This window comes from Vreelandella gomseomensis, assembly GCF_031451645.1.
Lineage (GTDB): Bacteria > Pseudomonadota > Gammaproteobacteria > Pseudomonadales > Halomonadaceae > Vreelandella > Vreelandella gomseomensis.
Genome location: NZ_JARWAI010000008.1, coordinates 62,029 through 81,959, shown reverse-complemented (window position 1 = coordinate 81,959; position 19,931 = coordinate 62,029). Strand labels below are relative to the sequence as shown.

Here is a 19,931-nt window from a genome sequence, read left to right as displayed (position 1 = left end):
ACGTTGCCTAGTGGAGTTTCATGCGTGGCTTGAGATAACGGTTGAGCTTGTCCACCAGCCATGCCAGTCCGGTTTTTGTCGCGCCGTGAATCGATAGCTGGTGCATGCGGTACAGGGACGCGTAGGCGCGCCTTGCCAGCCAGCCCTCCAGAAATAGCCCGCGTGAGACGGAGCTGCGCATCAGGCTGCCCACGGCGTCATAGCGGGCCAGAGAGACCAGCGAGCCGTGGTCGCGGTACTCGAAGTCGGCGAGCGGCTTGCCCTCCAGCTGGTTGGTCAGGTTCTTGGCCAGTTGCTTGGCCTGCTGATGCGCCGCCTGGGCGCGGGGTGGTACGCTGCCGTCTTCACCCAGTGGGCAGTCGGCACAGTCGCCCATGGCAAAGATCGCCGGGTCATCGATGCTCTGCAGCGTCTTTTCGACCTTGATCTGATGCTTTTTATTGGTGGACAGCCCCAGCTCGGCGAGAAACGGGGGCGCTTTGATGCCCGCCGCCCAGACGTTGAGATCGGTCTCGATCACCTCGTCTTCGCCGGTGATCAGGCGATTCGCCTGGGCTGCCTTGATGGCGGTGCCCACGTGAACCGTGACGCCCATGTCTTCCAGCTCTTGCTGGACGGTCTGGCTGATACGTTCGGACAGGCCCGGAAGCAGGCGCGGCGCAGCCTCCAGCAGATGTACGCTGATTTGCTGGTGGTCTACCGCGGTGACGCCATAGGCGTTGAGCATACGCGAGGCATCGAAGAGCTCGGCGGCCAACTCCACCCCGGTCGCCCCGCCGCCGACAATGCCGATGGTCAGCTGGGGGTGCTGGCGTAGCGAGGGGTCGGTGTAGCGCAGAAACGTATTGATCATGTCGCGCTGGAACGCTTTGGCCTGCTGCGGCGAGTCGATAAAGTGGCAGTGGTCGGCGACCCCCGGCGTCCCGAAGTCGTTGGATACGCTGCCCAGCGCCATGATCAGGTAATCGTAGGCGAGCTCACGGGCGGGCAGAACCTCGACGCCGTCTTCATCCACGATGGGGGCCAGGTGCAGGCGCTTGGATTCGCGGTCGAGGCCTGCCAGCGAGCCACGCTGATAACGGTAGTGATGCGCCGAGGAATGACCGCGGTAATCCACCTCGTCCATACTGGAATTCAATACGCCGGTGGCAAGCTCGTGCAGCAGTGGTTTCCAGACGTGGGTGGTGTTGCGGTCTAGCAGTACGATGTCGGCGCGGTTGCGCTTGCCAAGCGTGCGACCCAGTTGGGTCGCCAGCGCCAGACCGCCGGCGCCACCGCCAACGATTACGATGGTGGGAAGGGTCATGTCTTACTCCTCGACGAAAGGGTCTTCAGCATAGTGGTTTCTTGCGATACTGACGAATGCAGGCGGTCGCTTACAAGCGCTAAACTTACCCGCTGAGGGCCCGTGGGGCGCGCTTCAGCAATATTGAGCATCACGTTAAAAAGGATGGTTACGTGCACCCACTACTTGACGGCAAATGTCTGATTGCCTTTGACCTCGATGGCACGCTCATCGACTCGGTGCCTGACCTGACGGTGGCGGTTGCCCGTGCGCTGGTCGACCAGGGGTTGTCGATGCCGACGACGGACGACGTACGCGACTGGGTGGGTAACGGCGCGGCAGTGCTGGTCGAGCGGGCGCTGACCTGGGCGCAGGGAGCACCCCCCGAGGCAATGCTATTCGATCGTGCCTATGCGGCGTTTCTGCACCACTACGCCGCGGCGCCCAATCAGCTGACGTCCCTGTATCCCGGTGTGCGGGCGGCGCTGAGCGGCCTGCGTGACGCCGGGTTTACGCTGATGTTGATCACCAACAAGCCCGAGCGCTTCATTACACCGATACTCGATCACTTCGACTTACGGGGCTGTTTCAAGCTGTGTCTGGGCGGTGACTCCCTGGCCGAGAAAAAGCCTTCCCCGCTGCCCTTGCTGCACGCCGCACAGGTCGGCGGGGTCGCCCCTGGTGTCTGCGTCATGGTGGGGGACTCACGCCACGATATTGCCGCCGGCAAGGCGGCGGGCTTTGTCACCCTGGCGCTGCCCTACGGGTACAACCACGGCGAGCCGATTGGCGACAGCGAACCGGATGCGGTCATTGCGTCGCTGGCCGAGCTGATGGCCTGAGACTGCGTCACGCCTGGACGTTCAGTCTTCCTCTCGCGCACCACCGAGGGCGGCGTGAAGCAGTTCGACGTTGTGGCGTAGCATGGCGGTATAGTCGGCGGCCGGCCCGTCGCTGCCGCTCAAGGCATCCACATAGAGGGGTCCTGCCAGCGGTAGGTCGGCGTCGCGTGCCTGGGCATCCATGTGGATCTTCGGGGTCGTGCTTTCATAAAACAGCGCCGGCGGGCGCGTGTCGGCAAGCTGCGCCTGCAGGTGGGCCATCGCCGCCGCCTTGCCCAGCGTTTCGTGGTTCATGCCCCACAGGGCGGTGTATTCAAGGTCATAGGCATTGGCAAAGTAGGCCAACCCTGCTTCGCTGGTGACCAGCGACCGGTTGGTCTGGGGAATGCCGTCCAGCCGCTCCTGGATGTCGGCGTCGAGATCCGTGAGCGTTTGCTTGAGGTCGTCGGCCCGCTGGTTGAACGCCTCGGCATGACCCGGCGCATGCGCCGACAGGGTGTCGGCGATAACGTCCACGTAGGCGGCGGCACCCTGGGGCGCCATCCACATATGGGGGTTGGCGCTGTTCTGGTAGCGGCCGATGGTCAGCGGCAGCGTCGGATAGTCGGCGTGTTCGGCCAGCGCCACCATGGGCAGCTCGTCCTCGACGATGGCCTGCACGTCGCGCAGCCAGGGTTCCAGCTCAAAGCCGTTATAGAGCACCAGGTCGGCATCTTCCAGCGCCAGGACGTTGGGCGGGGTGAGCTCCCAGCGGTGGACGTCCTCGCCGGGCGGCACGATCACGTCAACGCTTGCGTCGTCACCGGCCACGCGCTCGGTCAGGTCGGCAATCACCGAGAACGAAACGACAACCCGCAGCGGGGTCTGCGCCATGGCAGGCAGGTTGACGAGCAGCAACGCCACCAAGAGCGAGCTTACGTACATCAGCTTATTAGCGCATCCCAGGCTCCTGGCTGTCGTGCAAAGTAACCGATAATAAAGATTGTCATGCCGCCTTGCCAGTTCCTGTCGCCCCTGGCGGCAACAGCAGGACAAGTTCGTGACGTACGAGCCGGCATGGCGTTACAATCGAAGCCGATTGACGAAAATGGCAGATCACGACCGGGCCGGGTAACGGATTGGCTAACCTGTGGGCCATTGCGTGGCATTTTATTGGGGTTTCAATTCGTTATGGCTCAAAAAGTAGTGATGCTGGATAACTACGATAGCTTCACGTTCAATATCGTTCAGTACCTGGTCGAGCTGGGCGCCGAGGTGGTGACCTATCGCAATGACGAGATCAGCGTCGAGCAGATCGAAGCGCTGGCGCCGACGCACCTGGTGATATCTCCCGGCCCCTGCACGCCCAACGAGGCGGGGATTTCGCTTGACGCCATTGAGCGGTTTGCCGGCCGGTTACCCATACTGGGTGTGTGCCTGGGGCATCAGGCCATTGGCCAGGTCTACGGCGGCAAGGTGGTGCGCGCCCCCCAGGTGATGCACGGTAAAACCTCGGCGGTAGCCCACGACGGCCAGGGGGTGTTTGCCGGTTTGGGCAACCCGCTGGAGGTGACCCGTTACCACTCGCTGGTGGTGGATGAACAGGGCCTGCCCGCGTGTCTGGAAATAACGGCCAGAACCGCCGATGACGACGTGACGCCGGGCGTCATCATGGGGCTGCGCCACCGGGAGTTGGACGTTGAAGGCGTCCAGTTTCACCCGGAATCCATCCTGACTCGCCAGGGCCATGCGCTGCTGGCCAACTTTTTACAACGCGGCTGATCGCCGGTTTCACATGCTTTAGGGGCTTTTCTGCTCATGCAAATGCGAGACGCAATTAACGCGGTGATGCGCCGCGAAGACCTCTCTTTCGATGCCATGCACGCGCTGATGCGCCAGATCATGACCGGTGAAGCCTCCGACGCCCAGATCGGCGGCCTGCTGGTGGGACTGTCGATGAAAGGCGAGAGCGCCGTCGAGATCAGCGCCGCCGCCCAGGTAATGCGCGACCTGATGAAGCGGGTCGCGCTGGATGCGGAGAACGTGGTCGACATCGTGGGCACCGGTGGCGATGGCGCCAACCTGTTCAACGTCTCGACGGCGGCCAGTTTCGTGGCGGCGGCCGGGGGTGCCCACGTGGCCAAGCACGGTAACCGCAGCGTCTCGTCGTCATCCGGCAGCGCCGACCTGTTCGACGTCGCCGGCATTTATCTGGATCTGCAGCCCGAGGAAGTGGCTCGCTGTATCGAGCAGGTCGGCGTGGGCTTCATGTTTGCCCCCAACCATCACCCGGCGATGCGCCATGCCATCGGCCCGCGCCGTGAAATGGGCGTGCGCACGCTGTTCAATATTCTCGGCCCGCTGACCAATCCTGCCGGCGCGCCAAACCAGGTACTGGGCGTGTATGCGCCCTCGCTGGTGCCATTGATGGCCGAGGTGCTGAACAAGCTTGGCAGCCGCCATGTCATGGTCGTGCATGCCGAGGACGGCCTGGATGAAATTTCCCTGGCGGCGCCCACCCAGGTAGCCGAACTCAAGGACGGCGTCATTACCCAGTACACGATCACCCCGGAAGCATTGGGAATCGAACGCCAGAGCCTCGCCACCCTGAAAGCTTCAAGCGCTGAAGACAGCCTGCGCCTGGTCAAGGCCGCGCTGAGCGGTGAAGGCGCGGCGGCGGACATGGTGGCGTTGAATGCGGGCGCGGCGCTTTACTGCGCGGGCGTGGCCGACAGCCTGAAAGAAGGCGTGATGCTGGCGCAGGATGCCCAGGCTTCCAAGCTGCCGCTTGAAAAGCTTAAAGAACTGTCTCACTTCACCAGCGTTTTTAAGCAGTAGGCCCTTAAACAAGGTAATTTTTAAATAAGAAGAGATCACCATGACCCAACAGGCAACGCCTACGATTTTAACGCGCATTCTGGAACGCAAGAACCAGGAGGTGGCCGAGCGACGTCAGGCGGTGTCGGAAGCCGATCTGCTGGCGCTGGGCGAGAAGCAGAGTGCGCCCCGGGGCTTTATCGACGCGCTGAACAAGCGCATCGCCGACGGCGACCCGGCGATCATTGCCGAGGTCAAGAAGGCCTCGCCCTCGAAAGGGGTGATTCGCGAGGCGTTTCACCCGGCGGATATCGCCAAGAGCTATGCCCAGGGCGGCGCGGCGTGTCTCTCCGTTCTCACCGATGCGGATTTTTTCCAGGGCCACGAAGACTATCTGATCGCCGCGCGTGATGCCTGTTCGCTGCCCGTGATTCGCAAGGATTTCATTACCCACGGCTACCAGGTCACCGAGGCGCGAGCGATCGGGGCTGACTGTATTCTGCTAATCGTCGCCGCGCTGGACGACGCCCAGCTGCGTGACCTGAGCCAGCAGGCCAAGGCGCTGGGCATGGACGTGCTGGTGGAAGTCCACGATGCCGACGAGCTCGCCCGGGCGCTGACGTTGGATCTGCAGCTGGTGGGCATCAACAACCGCAATCTGCACACCTTCGAGACCAGCCTCAACACCACCCTGGAGCTGTTGCCGGGCATTCCTGAAGGCGTCACGGTGATTACCGAGTCGGGCATCGATACCCGCGACGATGTCGAGCTGATGCGCGACCATGAGATCAACGGCTTCCTGGTCGGCGAAGCCTTCATGCGCGATAGCGACCCCGGTGAGGCCCTCAAGCGGCTGTTCTTTTAACCCGCCTGGCGTTTCGTCCGCCAGCTGAGCACCGCCACGGTAAGCGCCGGCAGAAAGGTGACGGTGACGATGGCGGTGCCCAGCAGCCCGAACAGCACGATGGCGCCGACGCCGCGATACAGCTCGGTGCCCTCGCCGGGTAGAAACACCAGCGGCGATAGCCCGCACAGCGTGGTCAAGGTGGTCATGGCAATGGGCCGCAGGCGGCTCTCCACGGCGCTGTATACCGCATCGCGTACGTCCATGGTCGTCTCGCGCAGGTTGATGCGTGCCTGATGGACGACCAGTATCGGGTTGTTGACCACAGTGCCCATGAGGATCAAAAAGCCCAGCATGGTGATCATGTCGAAAGGCTGGCTGATGGCGTTCAAGCCGATACGCGGCAGCATCGCTCCCACGCTGTTCATCAGCCACAGACCGACAATCCCCCCGGCGGCGCCGAGGGGGATGGTCGCCAGAATCAGCAGCGGATAGCCCCAGTGGGCAAAAATCGCTACCAGCAATAAATACACGATCGCCAGGGCAATCAAGCCGTTGCCGGTGAGAGACTGGCGGGTGGCATCGAGCTGGTCGCCCGCACCGCTTACCGTGATATCGATACCGCCAGGTAGTTCGCCCTGATCGCGCATGGGCTCGATCACTTCGCGCTGCATGCGTTCGATACCCGCTTCCAGCGCCACGCTGCGCGGTGGGATCACATTCAGGGTCACGCTGCGCCGGCCATCGACCCGGCGTAGGGTGGCGGTGCCAACGGTTTCTTCGATATCGGCGACGTCGTTCAGTGGTACGTTGAAGCCGGCAGGCGTATGCAAGGGCAGGCTGGCCAGACGGTCGAGGTCGATATCGCCGGCCTCCGGGCCATAGCCGTAAAGATCAATCTTCTCATCGCCGAGGTAAAAATCGTCCAGGTACGACCCGTTGGTCAGCACGGCAATCGCGGTGCCCAGAGCCTCGGTATCAAAGCCCAGCTCGGCGGCGCGCTCCCAGTCCGGATAAATCTCGATCAACGGCTGGCCCAGATCCAGCGCCGAAGGGCGCGATTGAATACGCGGGTTGTCGAAGGTCGCCTGGGCGCGTTCGTAAATACGATTGGCCGTTGCGTAGAGGGTTTCCAGGTCATTACCGGCAATATCCAGCGTGATGCTGCGCGTGCCGCCGTCGTTACTCGAGATGATCGAGCCGCGCGCGGCAAAGGCGCGCATATCCGGGTAGGCCTCGTAGCGTGTGGTGAGCGCGTCCATCAGCGCCTCGATATGATTGGGGTCGATGGTTTCGGCAATGATGCGCAGGCTCTGCGCTTCGGCCTGGATGCCCATGGTGCGGATGGGGGGCACGTCGGTGTCGCCGCGCTCAAAGTCCTCAGGGTCGGCGCCGACGTGGGGTTCGAGTTCGCGCTGCAGGTTCTGGGCGATGGCGTCCATGGTGGCGAGGTTGTAGCTTGCCGGGGCGTTCATGCTGGCGAAGGTCTTGGCTTCCTCGCCCTCGGGCAGGTATTCCGCAGGCGGCGTCAGCCCGACAAAAATCGCCACGCCGCCGACGATGCCCAACACCACGGCCGCCGTGCGCCGCGCCGTGCTTTTGATCATGCGGTCGACCACCCACAGGCAGGCGCTCATCCAGCGCGGGCGAGTGCCATTGCCGTTATCGCGGCCCCGGAAATCGATATGCGCGCCGAGCGTGGGGATGACGGTAATGGCGACCACCATCGAGACCAGGATCGAAGTGGAGATCGCCACGGCAATATCGGAATACAGCTGGCCGGCTTCCTGCTCGATAAAGAAAATCGGCACAAACACCAGAATCGTGGTCAGCGTCGAGGCGAGCACGGCCGACCAGACCTGCTTGACGCCTTCAAGCGCCGCCTGGAAACGGGCCAGCCCGCGCCGCCGTTGGGTCTCGATACTTTCGAGCACGACAATGGTGTTGTCGATGGTCATGCCGATGGCAAAGGCCACCCCGGCCAGGGAAATTACGTTCAGGGTGCGCCCGGCAAGCAGAAGGCCGAGAAATGCCGCAATGGTACAGATGGGAATGCCGATGATGCCGGCAAAGGTGGCTCGCGCCGAGCGCAGGAAGGCGTACATCACCAGGGTGGCAAACAGCGCCCCCAGGCCCAGGTTGACCCAGACGTTGGCAATCGAGGACTCCACGTAGCGCACGTCGTCGCTTGAGAGGGTGATCTGCATGCCCTGTTCGGCCAGCAGGCCTTCATTCAGAGCCTCCACCTCGTCCAGCATGGCGCGCTTGATGTCGATGACGTTGGCCCCCGGCTCGCGACGCACCTGAACGCTCAAAACCGGCTCACCAGTCGAGTTGTAAGAGCGCGAGGTCAGCTCGGCGTAGGACTGCTGCACCTCGGCAACGTCGCCAAGCCTTGTTACCTCATCGCCCTGGCGGTCAAGGATCAACGCTTCCAGGCTCTCGACATCCTCGAAACGCCCGACGGTGCGCAGCAGATAGCGGCGTTTGCCACTTTCCAGTTGGCCACCGGAGACGTCCTGGTTGCGTTCCCGCAATGCGTTCTGGATATCACTGATGCTGATGTCGCGGGCGGCGAGGGCGTCGGGGTCGAGCAGCAGCTGCATCTGCCGTTCGGCGCCGCCGGAGACGGTGACCTCCGACACGCCGCTGACGCTTTCCATGCGCGGGCGAACGTTATCTTCCAGATAGTCGCGCATGGCTGGCATGTCCAGATCGCGCGGATTGCCTTCGCGGGGGCCGACGTTGAAGTACATGAACGCATTGGCCGAAAACGAGTTGGCGACGATGCGCGGCTGGTCAACGTTGGTGGGGTAGGAGGGCACCTGGCTTAGGGCGTTGTTGACCCGAATGAGCGTTTCGGTGAGGTCAACGCCAAACGGAAATTCCAGCTCAACCTCGGCGCTGCCGCTGCTGGCGGTGGATTCCATACGCTGCAGGTTGGGGACGTTGCGTAAATACTCTTCCTGCTCGATGAGGATATCCTTTTCGATATCCTGCGGGTTGGCACCGGCCCACTGGGTTTCAACGCCAATCACCCGGGTTTCCAGGTCGGGAATCATTTGCACGGGAATCCGCCAGATGGCGGCAATGCCCACGATCAGCAGAATCAGGGTGACGACACTGACCAAAATGCCGTGACGGATGATGGCGGCAAACATGCGCGAGGGCGCTCCTTGTTAATCGTCGTCGATAAGAGACAAGGTCTGCCCCTCTTCCAGGCGTTCGTTGCCGACCACAATGACGCGATCGCCCACCTCAATGCCGTCAAGGATAGCGACATTGCCCTCGTGGCCGCTGCCGATCTCCACGCGCTGTTCATAGGCGCGCCATGCGTCGTCTTCCTGGCGGGCCAGCCATACGCTCACGCTGCCGTCCGGGCGGCGGATCAAGGCATCGCGGGGGACGCTTGGGCCTGTCTCGCCTTCAAGCAACAGCCGCCCTTCGAGCGCCATGCCGGGCAGCAGGCTGAGGGCTTCAGCAGGCTCGGCGCGCAACAGGAACTGGCGGCTGGTGGCGTCCTGGGGTACCCGTGCCTGGGGGCGGGCGGCGTACCATCGAGTATCGCCTTCCAGCCGGATCTCGAGAGTGGCGTCATCCATGCGGCCATAGGCCGAGAAAGGCACAGGGAAGTCCAGTCTCAAGGCGTCAATGTCGACCAGCGTCATCAGGGTGTCCCCGGGCGTGACCCATTCGCCCAGCTCGCTGTCGCGCTGGGTGATCAGCGCATCGAAGGGCGCGGTGATGGTGTGGCGGGAGATACGAAGCTCCCAGAGCGCGTACTCGGTCTGCCGGGCGTCTAGAAGGGCCTCGGCGGCGGCCAGCGAGTTTTGCCGCCGGCGTTGTTCGCTGGCCGCAATATTTTGCTGCGCGGATAGCTGATTGGCTTCGTTGAGCCGCTGGCGGGCATCGTCGCGATCAGCGCGGGCCTGATCGATATTGGCCTGGGCGCGCTGGCGCTCCAGTTCGGCCTCACGGCTATCGAGTGCCATCAGCCGCTCACCCTGGCTGACCCGGTCGCCGAGGGCGACGTCAAGGGACGCGACCTGGCCCGCTTCAGCGCTGGAAAGCTGCGAGGTGCGCGGGGCGGAAACGCTACCGGTCAGACGCAGCGTCTCGATACGCGGGGTGTCTTCAACCCGCTGGGTTTCGACTCGGGCGTCCTGTGCGGCGGCCACGCCGATGCCACCCATCAGCAGGGCCAGTGTCTTGGCGCACGCCCGAAGGGCGCGAGCGATGGTCAACAATCGTCGCAAGATGATTCCCCGGCTCTAGGATTGCGCCCAGCATGCCAGAATCAAACGGTCGGTTGGCGTTGGTCGTCTCAACGCTACCCGCGCTTGAGCGCGCTCAATAGCGCCTGCAGCGGGTGAGGCAGTATCTGGCTTGAGTAACGTTTCACCTGGCTGCGACAGGAGTAGCCTGTCGCCAGAAGCTTGCCCGTATTTTCCTCGGCTTCCACCTGCGGCTGCCAGGACTGCGCGTAGATGGTCTTTGAGGTCGCTACGTTGCGGGTTTCATGGCCGTAGGTGCCGGACATACCGCAGCAGCCAGTGCTGACCAGCTCAAGCTCCAGCCCGAAGGCCGCGAATACCTGCTGCCACGCCTTGGGAGATCCCGGCGCATTGGTGCTTTCGGTGCAGTGGGAAAGCAGCTTGAAGCTGGGGTCGCTCAGTTCCACCGGGCGGCTAGGCAGGGTGTTGAGGCGGGTGGCCAGCCACTCCTGGAGCATCAGCACCTCGGGCACCGCCGCGCTGCCCAGCGATTTGACGTACTCCTGGCGGTAGGTGAGGGTCATCGCCGGGTCGATGCCCACCAGGGGGATGTCAAAGTGCGCCAGGGTGCGCAGGCGCTCGGCCTGTTTCCGCGCCGTGCGTTCGAACGCCCCCAGGAAACCCTGGACGTGCAGCGGCTTGCCGTTGGCGGAAAACGGCATGACGAACACCCGCAGGTTGAGCCGCGACAGCAGTTCGACGATATCCATCACCAGCTTGGCTTCAAAGTGGCTGGTGAACGCGTCCTGCACGATGATCACGCTGTTGGCGCGCTGCTGTTCGGTGAGCAGCGCAAGCGAGGTCGGTGTGGCTTCGGCCACCCCCCAGGCGCGCAGTTTCTTTTTCAGGTTGGCCCGGGACAGCGCCGGGGAGTCGCTGATGCCGACGCCTTTGCGCATCAGACCCTCGACCCAGTGCTGGCCCATGATGGCATTGTACAGCGGGGCGGCCCTGGCAAAGGCGGGCAGCATGAACTCGGTGCCGCCGATCACGTAATCACGCAGCGGCCGCAGATAGCGTCCGTGGTAGACCTCCAGAAACTGCGAGCGAAACTGCGGCACGTTGACCTTTACGGGGCACTGCCCGGCGCAGGATTTGCACGCCAGACAGCCCGCCATGGCGTCGTAGACTTCGTGTGAATAGTCGTGGTGCTGCCTGCGGCTCAGCGTGTTGGCTATGCGCCGCGGGAAGTGCTTGATAAAACCCCAGCCGCCTTCGGCTTTTTTCCTGCGCGACTCTTCCACCACGTCGATACCCGCATTGGACTGCAGGCGTAGCCACTCACGGATCAAACTGGCGCGGCCCTTGGGGGAATGGCGGCGGTCGCGGGTGGCCTTCCAGGAAGGGCACATGGGGTCATCGACGTCGTAGTTGTAGCAGGCACCGTTGCCGTTGCAGTAGACCGCGGCGTCGTAGGCCTGCCAGGCGCGCTCGTCGATGGTGCGATCGAGCTGGCCGCGCATCGGCACCGCGTCGATGGCCAGTAGCTCCGGGTCGTGTTCCCGGGCAATCAGCTCGCCCTTGTCCGATGGCGAGGCAATCTTGCCGGGGTTGAGCTGGTTATAGGGGTCAAAGGCCGCTTTGACCCGCTGCAGGCTGGGGTAGAGCCTGCCGAAAAATTGGGGGCCGTACTCCGAGCGCACGCCCTTGCCGTGCTCGCCCCATAGCAGCCCGCCGTAGCGCTGGGTCAGCGCCGCCACTTCGTCGGAGATCTCGCGGATCAGTGCTTCCTGGGCGGGGTCTTTCATATCTAGCGCCGGGCGCACGTGCAATACCCCGGCATCCACGTGGCCAAACATGCCGTAGTCAAGCCCTCGGGCATCCAGTGCGGCGCGAAACTCGGTAATGTAATCGGCTAGATGCTCCGGCGGCACGGCGGTGTCTTCCACAAACGCCAGCGGGCGCTTTTCGCCCTGCACGTTGCCCAGCAGGCCCACCGAGCGCTTGCGCATGCCGTAGACGTGCTGAATCTGCGCGCGGCCTTCGGCGAGGGTGTAGCCCAGCCGCTCGACGGTCGTATCCCGCCCCAGGTGCTCGGTAAAGGAGCGCACGCGTTCGGCGAGGGCCTCTGGATCATCGTCGTTGAACTCGACCAGGTTAATGCCGCGAATGGCGGTGTCACCGGCCGGAAAAAATTCGGCCACGCTGTCCCATACGAAGTCGTCCATGGCGAGTTGCAGCACGGTGTCGTCGATGGTTTCGATGGACGTGGGGCGAGCGCTCGACGCCATCAGCGCCTTGGCATCGCGCAGGGCCTCCATAAAGCCGGGATAGCGCACATTGACCAGCGTCGAGTGCTTGGGGATCGGCAGTACATTGAGCACGGCCTCGTTGAGAAACCCGAGCGAGCCTTCCGCGCCGCACAGTAAGCTGTTGAGGTTGAGCTGGCTGTTAGCATCCCGCAGGTGGGCGAGGTCGTAGCCGGTCAGGCAGCGGTTGAGCGGCGGAAAGGTGGCGTCGATGAGTTCGCGCTGCTGGTCGATAATCTCGGCGGCGGTGGCGTGGACCCGGCCGAGGATGCCGTCTTGCGCGCATTCAGCGGTTTCTTCTTCAACGCTCAGCGGGCGGCTATGTAAGTGCTTACCCCCCAGCAGCACCGTGTCGAGCTCAAGCACGTGGTCGCGGGTCTTTCCGTATTCGCAGCTGCCCTGGCCGCTGGCGTCGGTGGCAATCATGCCGCCGATCGTCGCGCGGTTGGAGGTGGACAGTTCCGGCGCGAAAAACAGCCCGTGAGGCTTGAGCGCGGCGTTGAGCTGGTCTTTGACCACGCCCGCCTGGACGCGCACCCGGCGATTATCCGCGTCGATCTCGATAATCTGGTTCATGTGGCGGGAAACATCCACCACGATGCCGTCGGTCAGCGACTGGCCGTTGGTGCCGGTACCGCCCCCACGTGGGGTGAGTACGATATTGCGATGGGGCACTTCGCCGGCCAGCTTGGCCAGCCGCTCCAGGTCTTCGGCGTGCCGAGGGAAGACTGCCGCCTGGGGAAGACGCTGGTAAATCGAGTTATCCGTCGCCAGCACCGTGCGGTTCGCGTAGTCGGGGGCAATCTCGCCTTCGAAGCCGCGCGTTCTGAGGGCTTCGAGAAAGCGCACGTAGTGAGTGCCCAGGCGTTCAAATGGCGCGGTACGCGAGTCCAGAGCTGCAATCATAATTGATCAGGCCGTCACTGCCGAAAGCGGAAAAGAGAAGACAGCTACTTTACCTCAGCGGCGTCGCCGGTGCATCAGGACGGCGGCGTTATGCCTCGCCCAACGCTTCATCGACCAGCGCGGCAGACGCCGCTGACATGGGCAGCGACAAGGCCAGTTCGTGGGCGCGCGGCGACATCTTGCCCCAGGTTTTCTGCACGATACGCACCATATGGTCGTGTTCTACCTTGCGCGAGAAGTCGGCGAAGTAGTTTTCCAGAAACACCAGGCAGGCGCAGTCCTCCAGCGCCTGCACCTCGGGGTCGCGGCCCAGACCTTTCTTGCCGATCATCGCCGCGACGCGCTGGGCCTCCTCGGCGCTGTAGCCGGCTTCCTCCATCAGCCGGGCGGTGGTCTCGCCCGCCCGCTTGCCCTGGTCGCGCCGCCAGGTCAAATAGCCCACCCGTCCTTTATCGTAGTCTTCGCGGGGGACCTGCCAGCGCTGCAAGTGCTGGGCGCGTACCGCCAGTTGCAATAGCTCGCCGGGTGCAGCGTAGATGGGCGTCAGCCACTTGCTCATGCGCTGGGCGTAGGCCAGTTCCTGGGGCATGGTGGTTCCGTCCTTGAGCGTGGTCGTACGCGGATCCTGTGCGTGAAGGCCATCGATGGCGTCAAGGGTTTTTTCAAAGGCGGTGGTCATAAAGGCTCGCTTGGCGGGTCAAGGTCAATAAATTTCATGTTAGCAGCGAAACCGCTCAGCGTTGAAATGGCGAATACGTGCGATGGCTTATGCAGCCAGTGCTGTACGCCCGTAGCCCCTCGCCGCGCTTTTGCCTACAATAGACCCCTTTGTCAGCGGCGTTGTGCGCCGTGTTTTACTGATTTCAGGCCAAGGGATACCTCTGATGCTCGATCCAAAACTGCTGCGCGGCGATCTCGATGCGTTGGCGCAACAACTGGCCCGGCGGGGCTTCGTGTTGGATAAAGAAGGGCTGCAGGCGATAGAGTCGCGCCGCCGCGAGCTGCAAACGCAAACCGAACAGCTGCAGAACGAGCGTAATCAGCGCTCGAAAGCCATCGGCAAGGCGAAGGCCAGCGGTGAGGATATCCAGCCGCTGCTGGACGAAGTCAGTGACCTTGGTGACCGCCTGGATGCGGCGAAGCAGCAGCTGGCCGAGGTTCAGGCCGAGTGGGACGATGCGGTCAGCGGGATTCCCAATATCCCCCATGACAGCGTGCCGGAAGGCAAAAGCGAAGACGATAACGTCGAGCTGCACCGTTGGGGCACGCCTCGCGCCTTTGATTTCGAGGTGCTGGATCACGTCGATCTGGGTAAGCAGTCAGGCTATCTCGATTTTGACTTGGCTTCCAAGATCACCGGCGCACGCTTTGCAGTGATGCGCGGCCCGGTAGCGCGCCTGCATCGCGCACTGGCGCAGTTCATGCTGGATACCCAGACCGAGCAGCACGGCTACGAAGAGTGCTACGTGCCGTACATGGTCAACCGTGAGTCACTGGTAGGAACCGGGCAACTGCCCAAGTTCGGCGAGGACCTGTTCCGCCTCGACGATGAGCGCGAGTACCACCTGATTCCCACGTCAGAAGTGCCGCTGACCAACTTCGTGCGTGACGAGATTGTCGAGCAGGCGGCGCTGCCCATGAAGCTCACCGCGCATACGCCGTGTTTCCGGTCTGAGGCGGGCTCCCACGGGCGCGATACCCGTGGCATGATCCGCCAGCACCAGTTCGACAAGGTCGAGATGGTGCAGATCGTCGAGCCGGAACACAGCTATCAGGCGCTGGAGGCCATGCGCGGCCACGCCGAGGCGATCCTGCAGGCGCTCGAGCTGCCGTATCGCGTGGTCACGCTATGCACCGGTGACATGGGCTTCGGCGCGGCCAAGACCTACGACCTGGAAGTGTGGCTGCCGAGCCAGGACACCTACCGCGAGATTTCCTCGGTGTCCAACTGCGAGGATTTCCAGGCGCGGCGCATGCAGGCGCGCTACCGCCAGCCGGACATGAAAAAGCCCCAACTGTTGCACACCCTGAACGGCTCGGGCCTGGCAGTGGGGCGTTGCCTGCTGGCGGTATTGGAAAATCACCAGCAGGCGGACGGCTCGGTGATTATTCCTGAGCCGCTGCGTCGCTATCTGGGTGGTCTGGAGCGTCTGGCCCTTTAAGCGTCCAGGTCACGTTCACGCCGGCGTCAATACGAATCGTGCCGGGGCGATATTCCGCGCGGGGAGCGCTATTGGCATCGGCGCTGGCACCTTGCTCGGTACGCATCGACATCATGCGCGGCTGGAAAATGGGCGACTGGGTTTCTTCAATGTGCTGCACGTGGCCGATATCGGCGCCCAGGGTGTCGGCCATCAGCTCAGCCTTGTGCCGGGCTTTTTCAAGCGCCTTGACCAGCGCTTCATCGGTGGCCGCGTCGCGGTTCTGCAGGTCGAACTGCACGCCATCCAGGGCATTCACGCCGGCGCCCATCAGCGCGTCAAGCACTTCGCCGAGCTGGTCCAGATCGGTGAGCTCGACGGTGACGGGGCGCTCAAGCCGGGTGCGTTGCAGGGTTTCGCCATCGCCGTTGTCGCTGCGCGCGCCCTGGACCTGCTCGGGGTAGATACTCAACGAGCCGGCGCTGATCGCATCGCGCTCAAGGCCGCTGTCTTCCATGGTGGTGATCAGTTCACCGACACGGCGCTCCAGGCGCGCTCGGGCATCCGTCAAGGCGTCACCGTCGCTGTCTTCCAGGGTAGAGTGTGCGGGGGTCTTTTCCCACAGTCGGGCATTCAGGGTGGCTTTGTCCGGGGCCGCTTCCACCGATGACTGGGCCTGGACGTGCAGGCTCGGCGGCGTCTGGGCGGCCTGGGCCATGGGCATGCTGATCAGGGCGAGCAGCGCGCCGACGGCGACGTTACGGCGCAGTCGACAGGCGCGTGGACGGCTTGCGTTCATGATGAATATCCCTTTATAGCCGCGCGGCAGGGCACGTGGCGGAGTAGATGGAGTCAGACTAGACTCTGCTTGGAATATGATCCGCTAAAGAAAGTTCAGCCGTGTCGGCCCGATCCAGGAGAGTTGCCAGAAGTTTGCACACTTGGTGCTACATTATCGTTGCCGCTTGGCTCAGGAGGCAACATCGCTTAGGGATGGAGGGGTATGTCGAAGTTATCGGAAGAGGATTATCGTAGCATTCCATTGAATGCCACGCTGGCGCTGGCCGCCTTGGTGGTCATCATGGCGGGCATGAAGATGGGGGCTGATCTGTTGGTGCCGCTTCTGCTTGCCATCTTCATTGCCGTTGTCTGCACATCGCCGGTGCATTGGCTACACCGCTGTGGGCTGGGGTTGCGATTATCCGCGCTGCTCACGCTGGGCTTCATGGCGGGTTTCCTGTCGTTGATCGGGCTGCTGGTGGTGAACAGTTTCAGTACCTTCATCGAGGCGCTGCCCAATATAGAAGAACGCCTCTACGAGCACTACTGGGACATTCTGAATGCCCTGGCGTCGCGGGGCCTGGCGATTGATCCCGACCAGCTGAGTTCGATGCTCGAGATGGACGATGAAGGCTCCTGGGTGCCGATGCTATTAGGCGAGCTGGGCAACCTGTTCATGCAGAGTGCCATCGTTGCGCTGCTGGTGATCTTCATGCTGTTCGAGACGTTGAATTTCCGCGACAAGGTATCGTTGGCACTGGAAAACCCGGCGCCCAGCCTGAAGCGCTTCAGCGAATTCAGCCTGACGCTCAAGCGCTATCTCGCGGTGAAAACCGTGATCAGCCTGGCAACCGGGATTCTGGTGTGGCTTTCGTGCCTGATCGTCGGCGTGGAGTTTCCGCTGCTGTGGGGCGTGCTGGCCTTTGCGCTCAACTTCATTCCCAATATCGGGTCGGCCATCGCGGCGGTGCCACCGGTTCTGCTGCTGCTCGTGGCCCAGGACGGCGGGATCCTGCAGGCCTTGCTGCTGGCAGCGGCCTATCTGGTCATCAACTTTGTGCTGGGCAATCTGGTGGAGCCACGCATAATGGGTCAGGCGCTGGGGCTTTCGACCTTTGTGGCGTTCCTGTCGCTGGTGGTATGGGGCTGGATGTTTGGCGCGGCGGGAATGCTGCTTTCTGTGCTGCTGACCATGACGCTAAAGATCGCGCTGGACAGTCATCCACAGACGCGCTGGATTGCTCACCTGCTGGGGCCAGGACGGCGGCGAGGGGATGGTTCGAGCCGTAGGGATGCACGACGTCCACCGTGGTTGAGACGCCATTGAAGGACAATCAAAACCGCCGACATTGCCGGCGGTTTTTTTTGGATTACGCGTTCTGGTCGATGAACTGGGTCAGCTGTGATTTTGACTGGGCGCCAACCAGTGAGGCCACTTTGGTGCCGGACTTGAACAGCATCACGGTGGGGACGCCGCGAACGCCTTGCTCGGCGGCGATCTCGGGGGCGTCGTCAACGTTGACGCTGACCACTTTCAGGTTGTCGCCGCGCTCGTCGGAGACTTCCTCGACCACCGGGGCCATTACTTTGCAGGGGCCACACCAGGGGGCCCAGAACTTCAGCAGGACAGGCTGTTCGGCGTTGAGGACTTCCTGCTCAAAATTGGCGTTGGTGACATCAACATTGGTAGCCATTTGTTTCTCCCGTTTGCGTTGCTCTTGCAGTTTCGTTGCCTCGAATGGAGCAACGGTCTTTACGCGATTGCGTAGCGCATTTAACCGCGCCAAGTCGGCAAATGTTAGCGGGCGAAACGGGGCGTGGCAAATGCGATCTGCATTAAATCGATGAAATAGTAAAAAGTAATAGGTGCTGAGAAGGCTGTTTTTTTATACTATAAAGGCATTATAGCGCTTTTTTTTATTCTAATTATGCCGTGCGGCCGTATCGAGCAGGACGCCACAGGCAGCGCAAGGCGTTTGACCGCCATCATCCGCGCACTGACCGGTAGGTGACATCATGAAACTGCAGCAGCTCCGCTACATCTGGGAAGTCAATCGTCATAACTTGAACGTCTCGGCTACCGCGCAAAGCCTGTTCACCTCGCAGCCGGGCATCTCCAAGCAAATACGCCTTTTGGAAGACGAGCTGGGCGTGGAGATTTTTGCCCGTAGCGGCAAGCATCTCACGCGGGTAACGCCTGCCGGCCAGTCGATCATTGACCTGGCCGGGCAAGTGTTGCGCACCACCGAAAACATCAAGCACGTGGCGCAGGAGCACAGCGACGAGCGACGCGGGAGTCTGTCGATTGCCACGACGCACACCCAGGCGCGCTATGCGCTACCGCCGATCATCAGTTCCTTCACCCAGAAATATCCCGATGTGGCCCTGCACATGCAGCAGGGCACTCCCAAGCAGATTGCCCAGATGGTCAGCGAAGGTCAGGCCGATTTTGCCATTGCCACCGAGTCGCTGGAGCTGTTTACCGACCTCATTCTGCTGCCGTGCTATCGCTGGAATCGCTGCGTGCTGGTTCCCAAGGGGCATCCGCTGGCTAATCTTGACGGCCCGTTAACGCTCGAGGCGCTGGCAACGCACCCGCTGGTGACCTATGTATTCGGGTTTACCGGTCGCTCCCAGCTGGACGATGCCTTCAAGGCCCAGGGGCTGACGCCCAATGTGGTGCTTACCGCGGCGGATGCCGATGTCATCAAGACCTACGTACGGCTGGGTATGGGCGTGGGCATCGTGGCGCACATGGCGGTGGATCCCGAGCTGGATAGCGACTTGGTGGCGCTCGACGCGCGCCACCTGTTTGCCAGTTCGACGACCAAGATTGGCATTCGCCGTGGCACCTTCATGCGCGGCTACATGTACGATTTTCTGACGCGCTTTGCGCCTCATCTGACCCGTGACCGGGTGGAGGAGGCGCTGACGGCCGGCCCCCGCCACGAACAGATGCTGTTCGACGAAGTGGAGCTACCCGAATACTGAGCCCGGGACAATAGCTTGGGCCAAACGCAAATCGGCTGCGCTGAATAATGATTCAGACGCAGCCGAGTGAGGGTCGTGGGGCGGTGGCGAAGACCTTTCAGTGCTGTAAATGCAGCCCGCACTCGCGCTTTTCCTCGACCTTGGTGGGGTCAAAGTAGTCGAAATTGTTGGGCAGGTCGTGGGCCTGCAGGTAGTCATACATGTCCTTGGCGGTCCACTGAAGCAGGGGCGCCACCTTCAACAAGCCGTCCTCATTGCGGCTGACCGGCTGCATCTTGGCGCGTTCGGGGGTGTCTTCCGCGCGCAGCGCGGTAAACCAGACATCCGGCCGCATTTCCCTGAGCGCGCGCTCGAAAGGTTCGATTTTTACTTCCTGGGTAAAGACATCGTGACGCGGGTCATCAATCCCGGGCATCGGGCCTTCCAGCGCTTCGCGGTGGGCGCGGGTTCGTTTGGGCAGGAAGCTGACAATGTTCAGGTTCAGCCGCTTGATCAGCGCATCGGCAAACTGGTAGGTGGCCTCGGTGTTGTAGCCGCTGTCCATCCACACAATGGGGATGTCGGGACGTACCTGGGTCACCATGTGCAGTATCACCGCCTCGAAGGGGCGGAAGTTGGTCGTGCAAATCGGCCGCTGGCCCTGACGAAAGGCCCATTCGATCAACCCCTGAGGGTCGTTGGCGAAATCGCTGTTAACAGTGTCTAGATCAGACGACATGCTGCCTCCTTGTGTGTGGGCAAGATCGTCACGTTAGGCTACCAAAGGCCCGGCGGTTCGCCCCAATACCGTTTGGTTTGGCTTTTATATTTCTTTTTGATTTAA

General features: G+C 62.3%; 16 protein-coding genes. 7 read left to right on the top strand and 9 right to left on the bottom strand.

The annotated features are described in order from the left end of the window. Window positions 1–7: 7 nt before the first annotated feature. Window positions 8–1,306 (bottom strand): NAD(P)/FAD-dependent oxidoreductase, encoded by a 1,299-nt coding sequence (locus tag QC815_RS11810; RefSeq protein ID WP_310539915.1) that lies wholly within the window; start codon window positions 1,304–1,306, stop codon window positions 8–10. 152 nt (window positions 1,307–1,458) lie between these two features. On the opposite strand from QC815_RS11810, the gene QC815_RS11805 reads away from it, so the two are divergent. Then, complete coding sequence (locus QC815_RS11805) at window positions 1,459–2,127, top strand: phosphoglycolate phosphatase (protein WP_230448230.1); 669 nt, start codon at window positions 1,459–1,461, stop codon at window positions 2,125–2,127. Window positions 2,128–2,148: 21 nt separating this feature from the next. Here QC815_RS11805 and QC815_RS11800 read toward each other — a convergent pair whose 3' ends face one another. Continuing rightward, window positions 2,149–3,051, bottom strand: a complete 903-nt coding sequence (locus QC815_RS11800; RefSeq protein ID WP_310539912.1) for a metal ABC transporter solute-binding protein, Zn/Mn family — start codon at window positions 3,049–3,051, stop codon at window positions 2,149–2,151. Window positions 3,052–3,297: 246 nt separating this feature from the next. On the opposite strand from QC815_RS11800, the gene QC815_RS11795 reads away from it, so the two are divergent. The 3 genes from QC815_RS11795 to trpC are packed head-to-tail and all read left to right on the top strand — an operon-like array spanning window position 3,298 to window position 5,788. Beyond that, window positions 3,298–3,888, top strand: coding sequence for an anthranilate synthase component II (locus QC815_RS11795; protein WP_230448232.1), 591 nt, complete (start codon window positions 3,298–3,300; stop codon window positions 3,886–3,888). A 36-nt stretch (window positions 3,889–3,924) separates the two neighbouring features. Continuing rightward, the gene (gene trpD, locus QC815_RS11790) at window positions 3,925–4,944 is read left to right on the top strand and encodes an anthranilate phosphoribosyltransferase (RefSeq protein ID WP_230448233.1); all 1,020 of its coding nucleotides are present in this window, start codon (window positions 3,925–3,927) and stop codon (window positions 4,942–4,944) included. Window positions 4,945–4,984: 40 nt separating this feature from the next. Further along, window positions 4,985–5,788: an indole-3-glycerol phosphate synthase TrpC gene (gene trpC, locus QC815_RS11785; protein ID WP_310539909.1), complete on the top strand. Its 804-nt coding sequence runs from the start codon at window positions 4,985–4,987 to the stop codon at window positions 5,786–5,788. Here the strand turns inward: trpC and QC815_RS11780 are convergent. From QC815_RS11780 to QC815_RS11765, 4 genes are all read right to left on the bottom strand, one after another. After that, window positions 5,785–8,928 (bottom strand): efflux RND transporter permease subunit, encoded by a 3,144-nt coding sequence (locus QC815_RS11780; protein WP_310539907.1) that lies wholly within the window; start codon window positions 8,926–8,928, stop codon window positions 5,785–5,787. The two genes, trpC and QC815_RS11780, sit on opposite strands and share 4 nt — an antisense overlap. A gap of 18 nt (window positions 8,929–8,946) precedes the next feature. Further along, entirely contained in the window at window positions 8,947–10,023 is a 1,077-nt protein-coding gene (locus tag QC815_RS11775) for an efflux RND transporter periplasmic adaptor subunit (RefSeq protein WP_310539905.1), read from the bottom strand. Window positions 10,024–10,097: 74 nt separating this feature from the next. Next, complete coding sequence (gene ydiJ, locus QC815_RS11770; protein WP_310539903.1) at window positions 10,098–13,196, bottom strand: D-2-hydroxyglutarate dehydrogenase YdiJ; 3,099 nt, start codon at window positions 13,194–13,196, stop codon at window positions 10,098–10,100. Window positions 13,197–13,284: 88 nt separating this feature from the next. After that, window positions 13,285–13,875 carry a DUF4202 domain-containing protein gene (locus QC815_RS11765; protein WP_310539901.1) on the bottom strand — a complete coding sequence of 197 codons (591 nt, stop codon included), beginning with the start codon at window positions 13,873–13,875 and terminating at the stop codon, window positions 13,285–13,287. 205 nt (window positions 13,876–14,080) lie between these two features. Here QC815_RS11765 and serS point away from each other — a divergent pair, with 205 nt between their 5' ends. Continuing rightward, window positions 14,081–15,358 (top strand): serine--tRNA ligase, encoded by a 1,278-nt coding sequence (serS, locus tag QC815_RS11760; protein ID WP_310539899.1) that lies wholly within the window; start codon window positions 14,081–14,083, stop codon window positions 15,356–15,358. Here serS and QC815_RS11755 read toward each other — a convergent pair. Then, entirely contained in the window at window positions 15,303–16,136 is an 834-nt protein-coding gene (locus tag QC815_RS11755; protein ID WP_230448240.1) for an SIMPL domain-containing protein, read from the bottom strand. The two genes, serS and QC815_RS11755, sit on opposite strands and share 56 nt — an antisense overlap. A 204-nt stretch (window positions 16,137–16,340) precedes the next feature. Between QC815_RS11755 and QC815_RS11750 the strand changes: the two genes are divergently transcribed. After that, window positions 16,341–17,444: an AI-2E family transporter gene (locus QC815_RS11750; RefSeq protein ID WP_230448241.1), complete on the top strand. Its 1,104-nt coding sequence runs from the start codon at window positions 16,341–16,343 to the stop codon at window positions 17,442–17,444. 43 nt (window positions 17,445–17,487) lie between these two features. Here QC815_RS11750 and trxA read toward each other — a convergent pair whose 3' ends face one another. Continuing rightward, window positions 17,488–17,811 (bottom strand): thioredoxin, encoded by a 324-nt coding sequence (gene trxA / locus QC815_RS11745; protein ID WP_230448242.1) that lies wholly within the window; start codon window positions 17,809–17,811, stop codon window positions 17,488–17,490. Between the two features lie 322 nt (window positions 17,812–18,133). On the opposite strand from trxA, the gene cysB reads away from it, so the two are divergent. After that, the gene (cysB, locus tag QC815_RS11740; protein ID WP_230448243.1) at window positions 18,134–19,108 is read left to right on the top strand and encodes an HTH-type transcriptional regulator CysB; all 975 of its coding nucleotides are present in this window, start codon (window positions 18,134–18,136) and stop codon (window positions 19,106–19,108) included. Between the two features lie 97 nt (window positions 19,109–19,205). Here cysB and QC815_RS11735 read toward each other — a convergent pair whose 3' ends face one another. After that, window positions 19,206–19,826 carry a phosphoadenosine phosphosulfate reductase domain-containing protein gene (locus QC815_RS11735; protein WP_230448244.1) on the bottom strand — a complete coding sequence of 207 codons (621 nt, stop codon included), beginning with the start codon at window positions 19,824–19,826 and terminating at the stop codon, window positions 19,206–19,208. Window positions 19,827–19,931 lie beyond the last annotated feature (105 nt).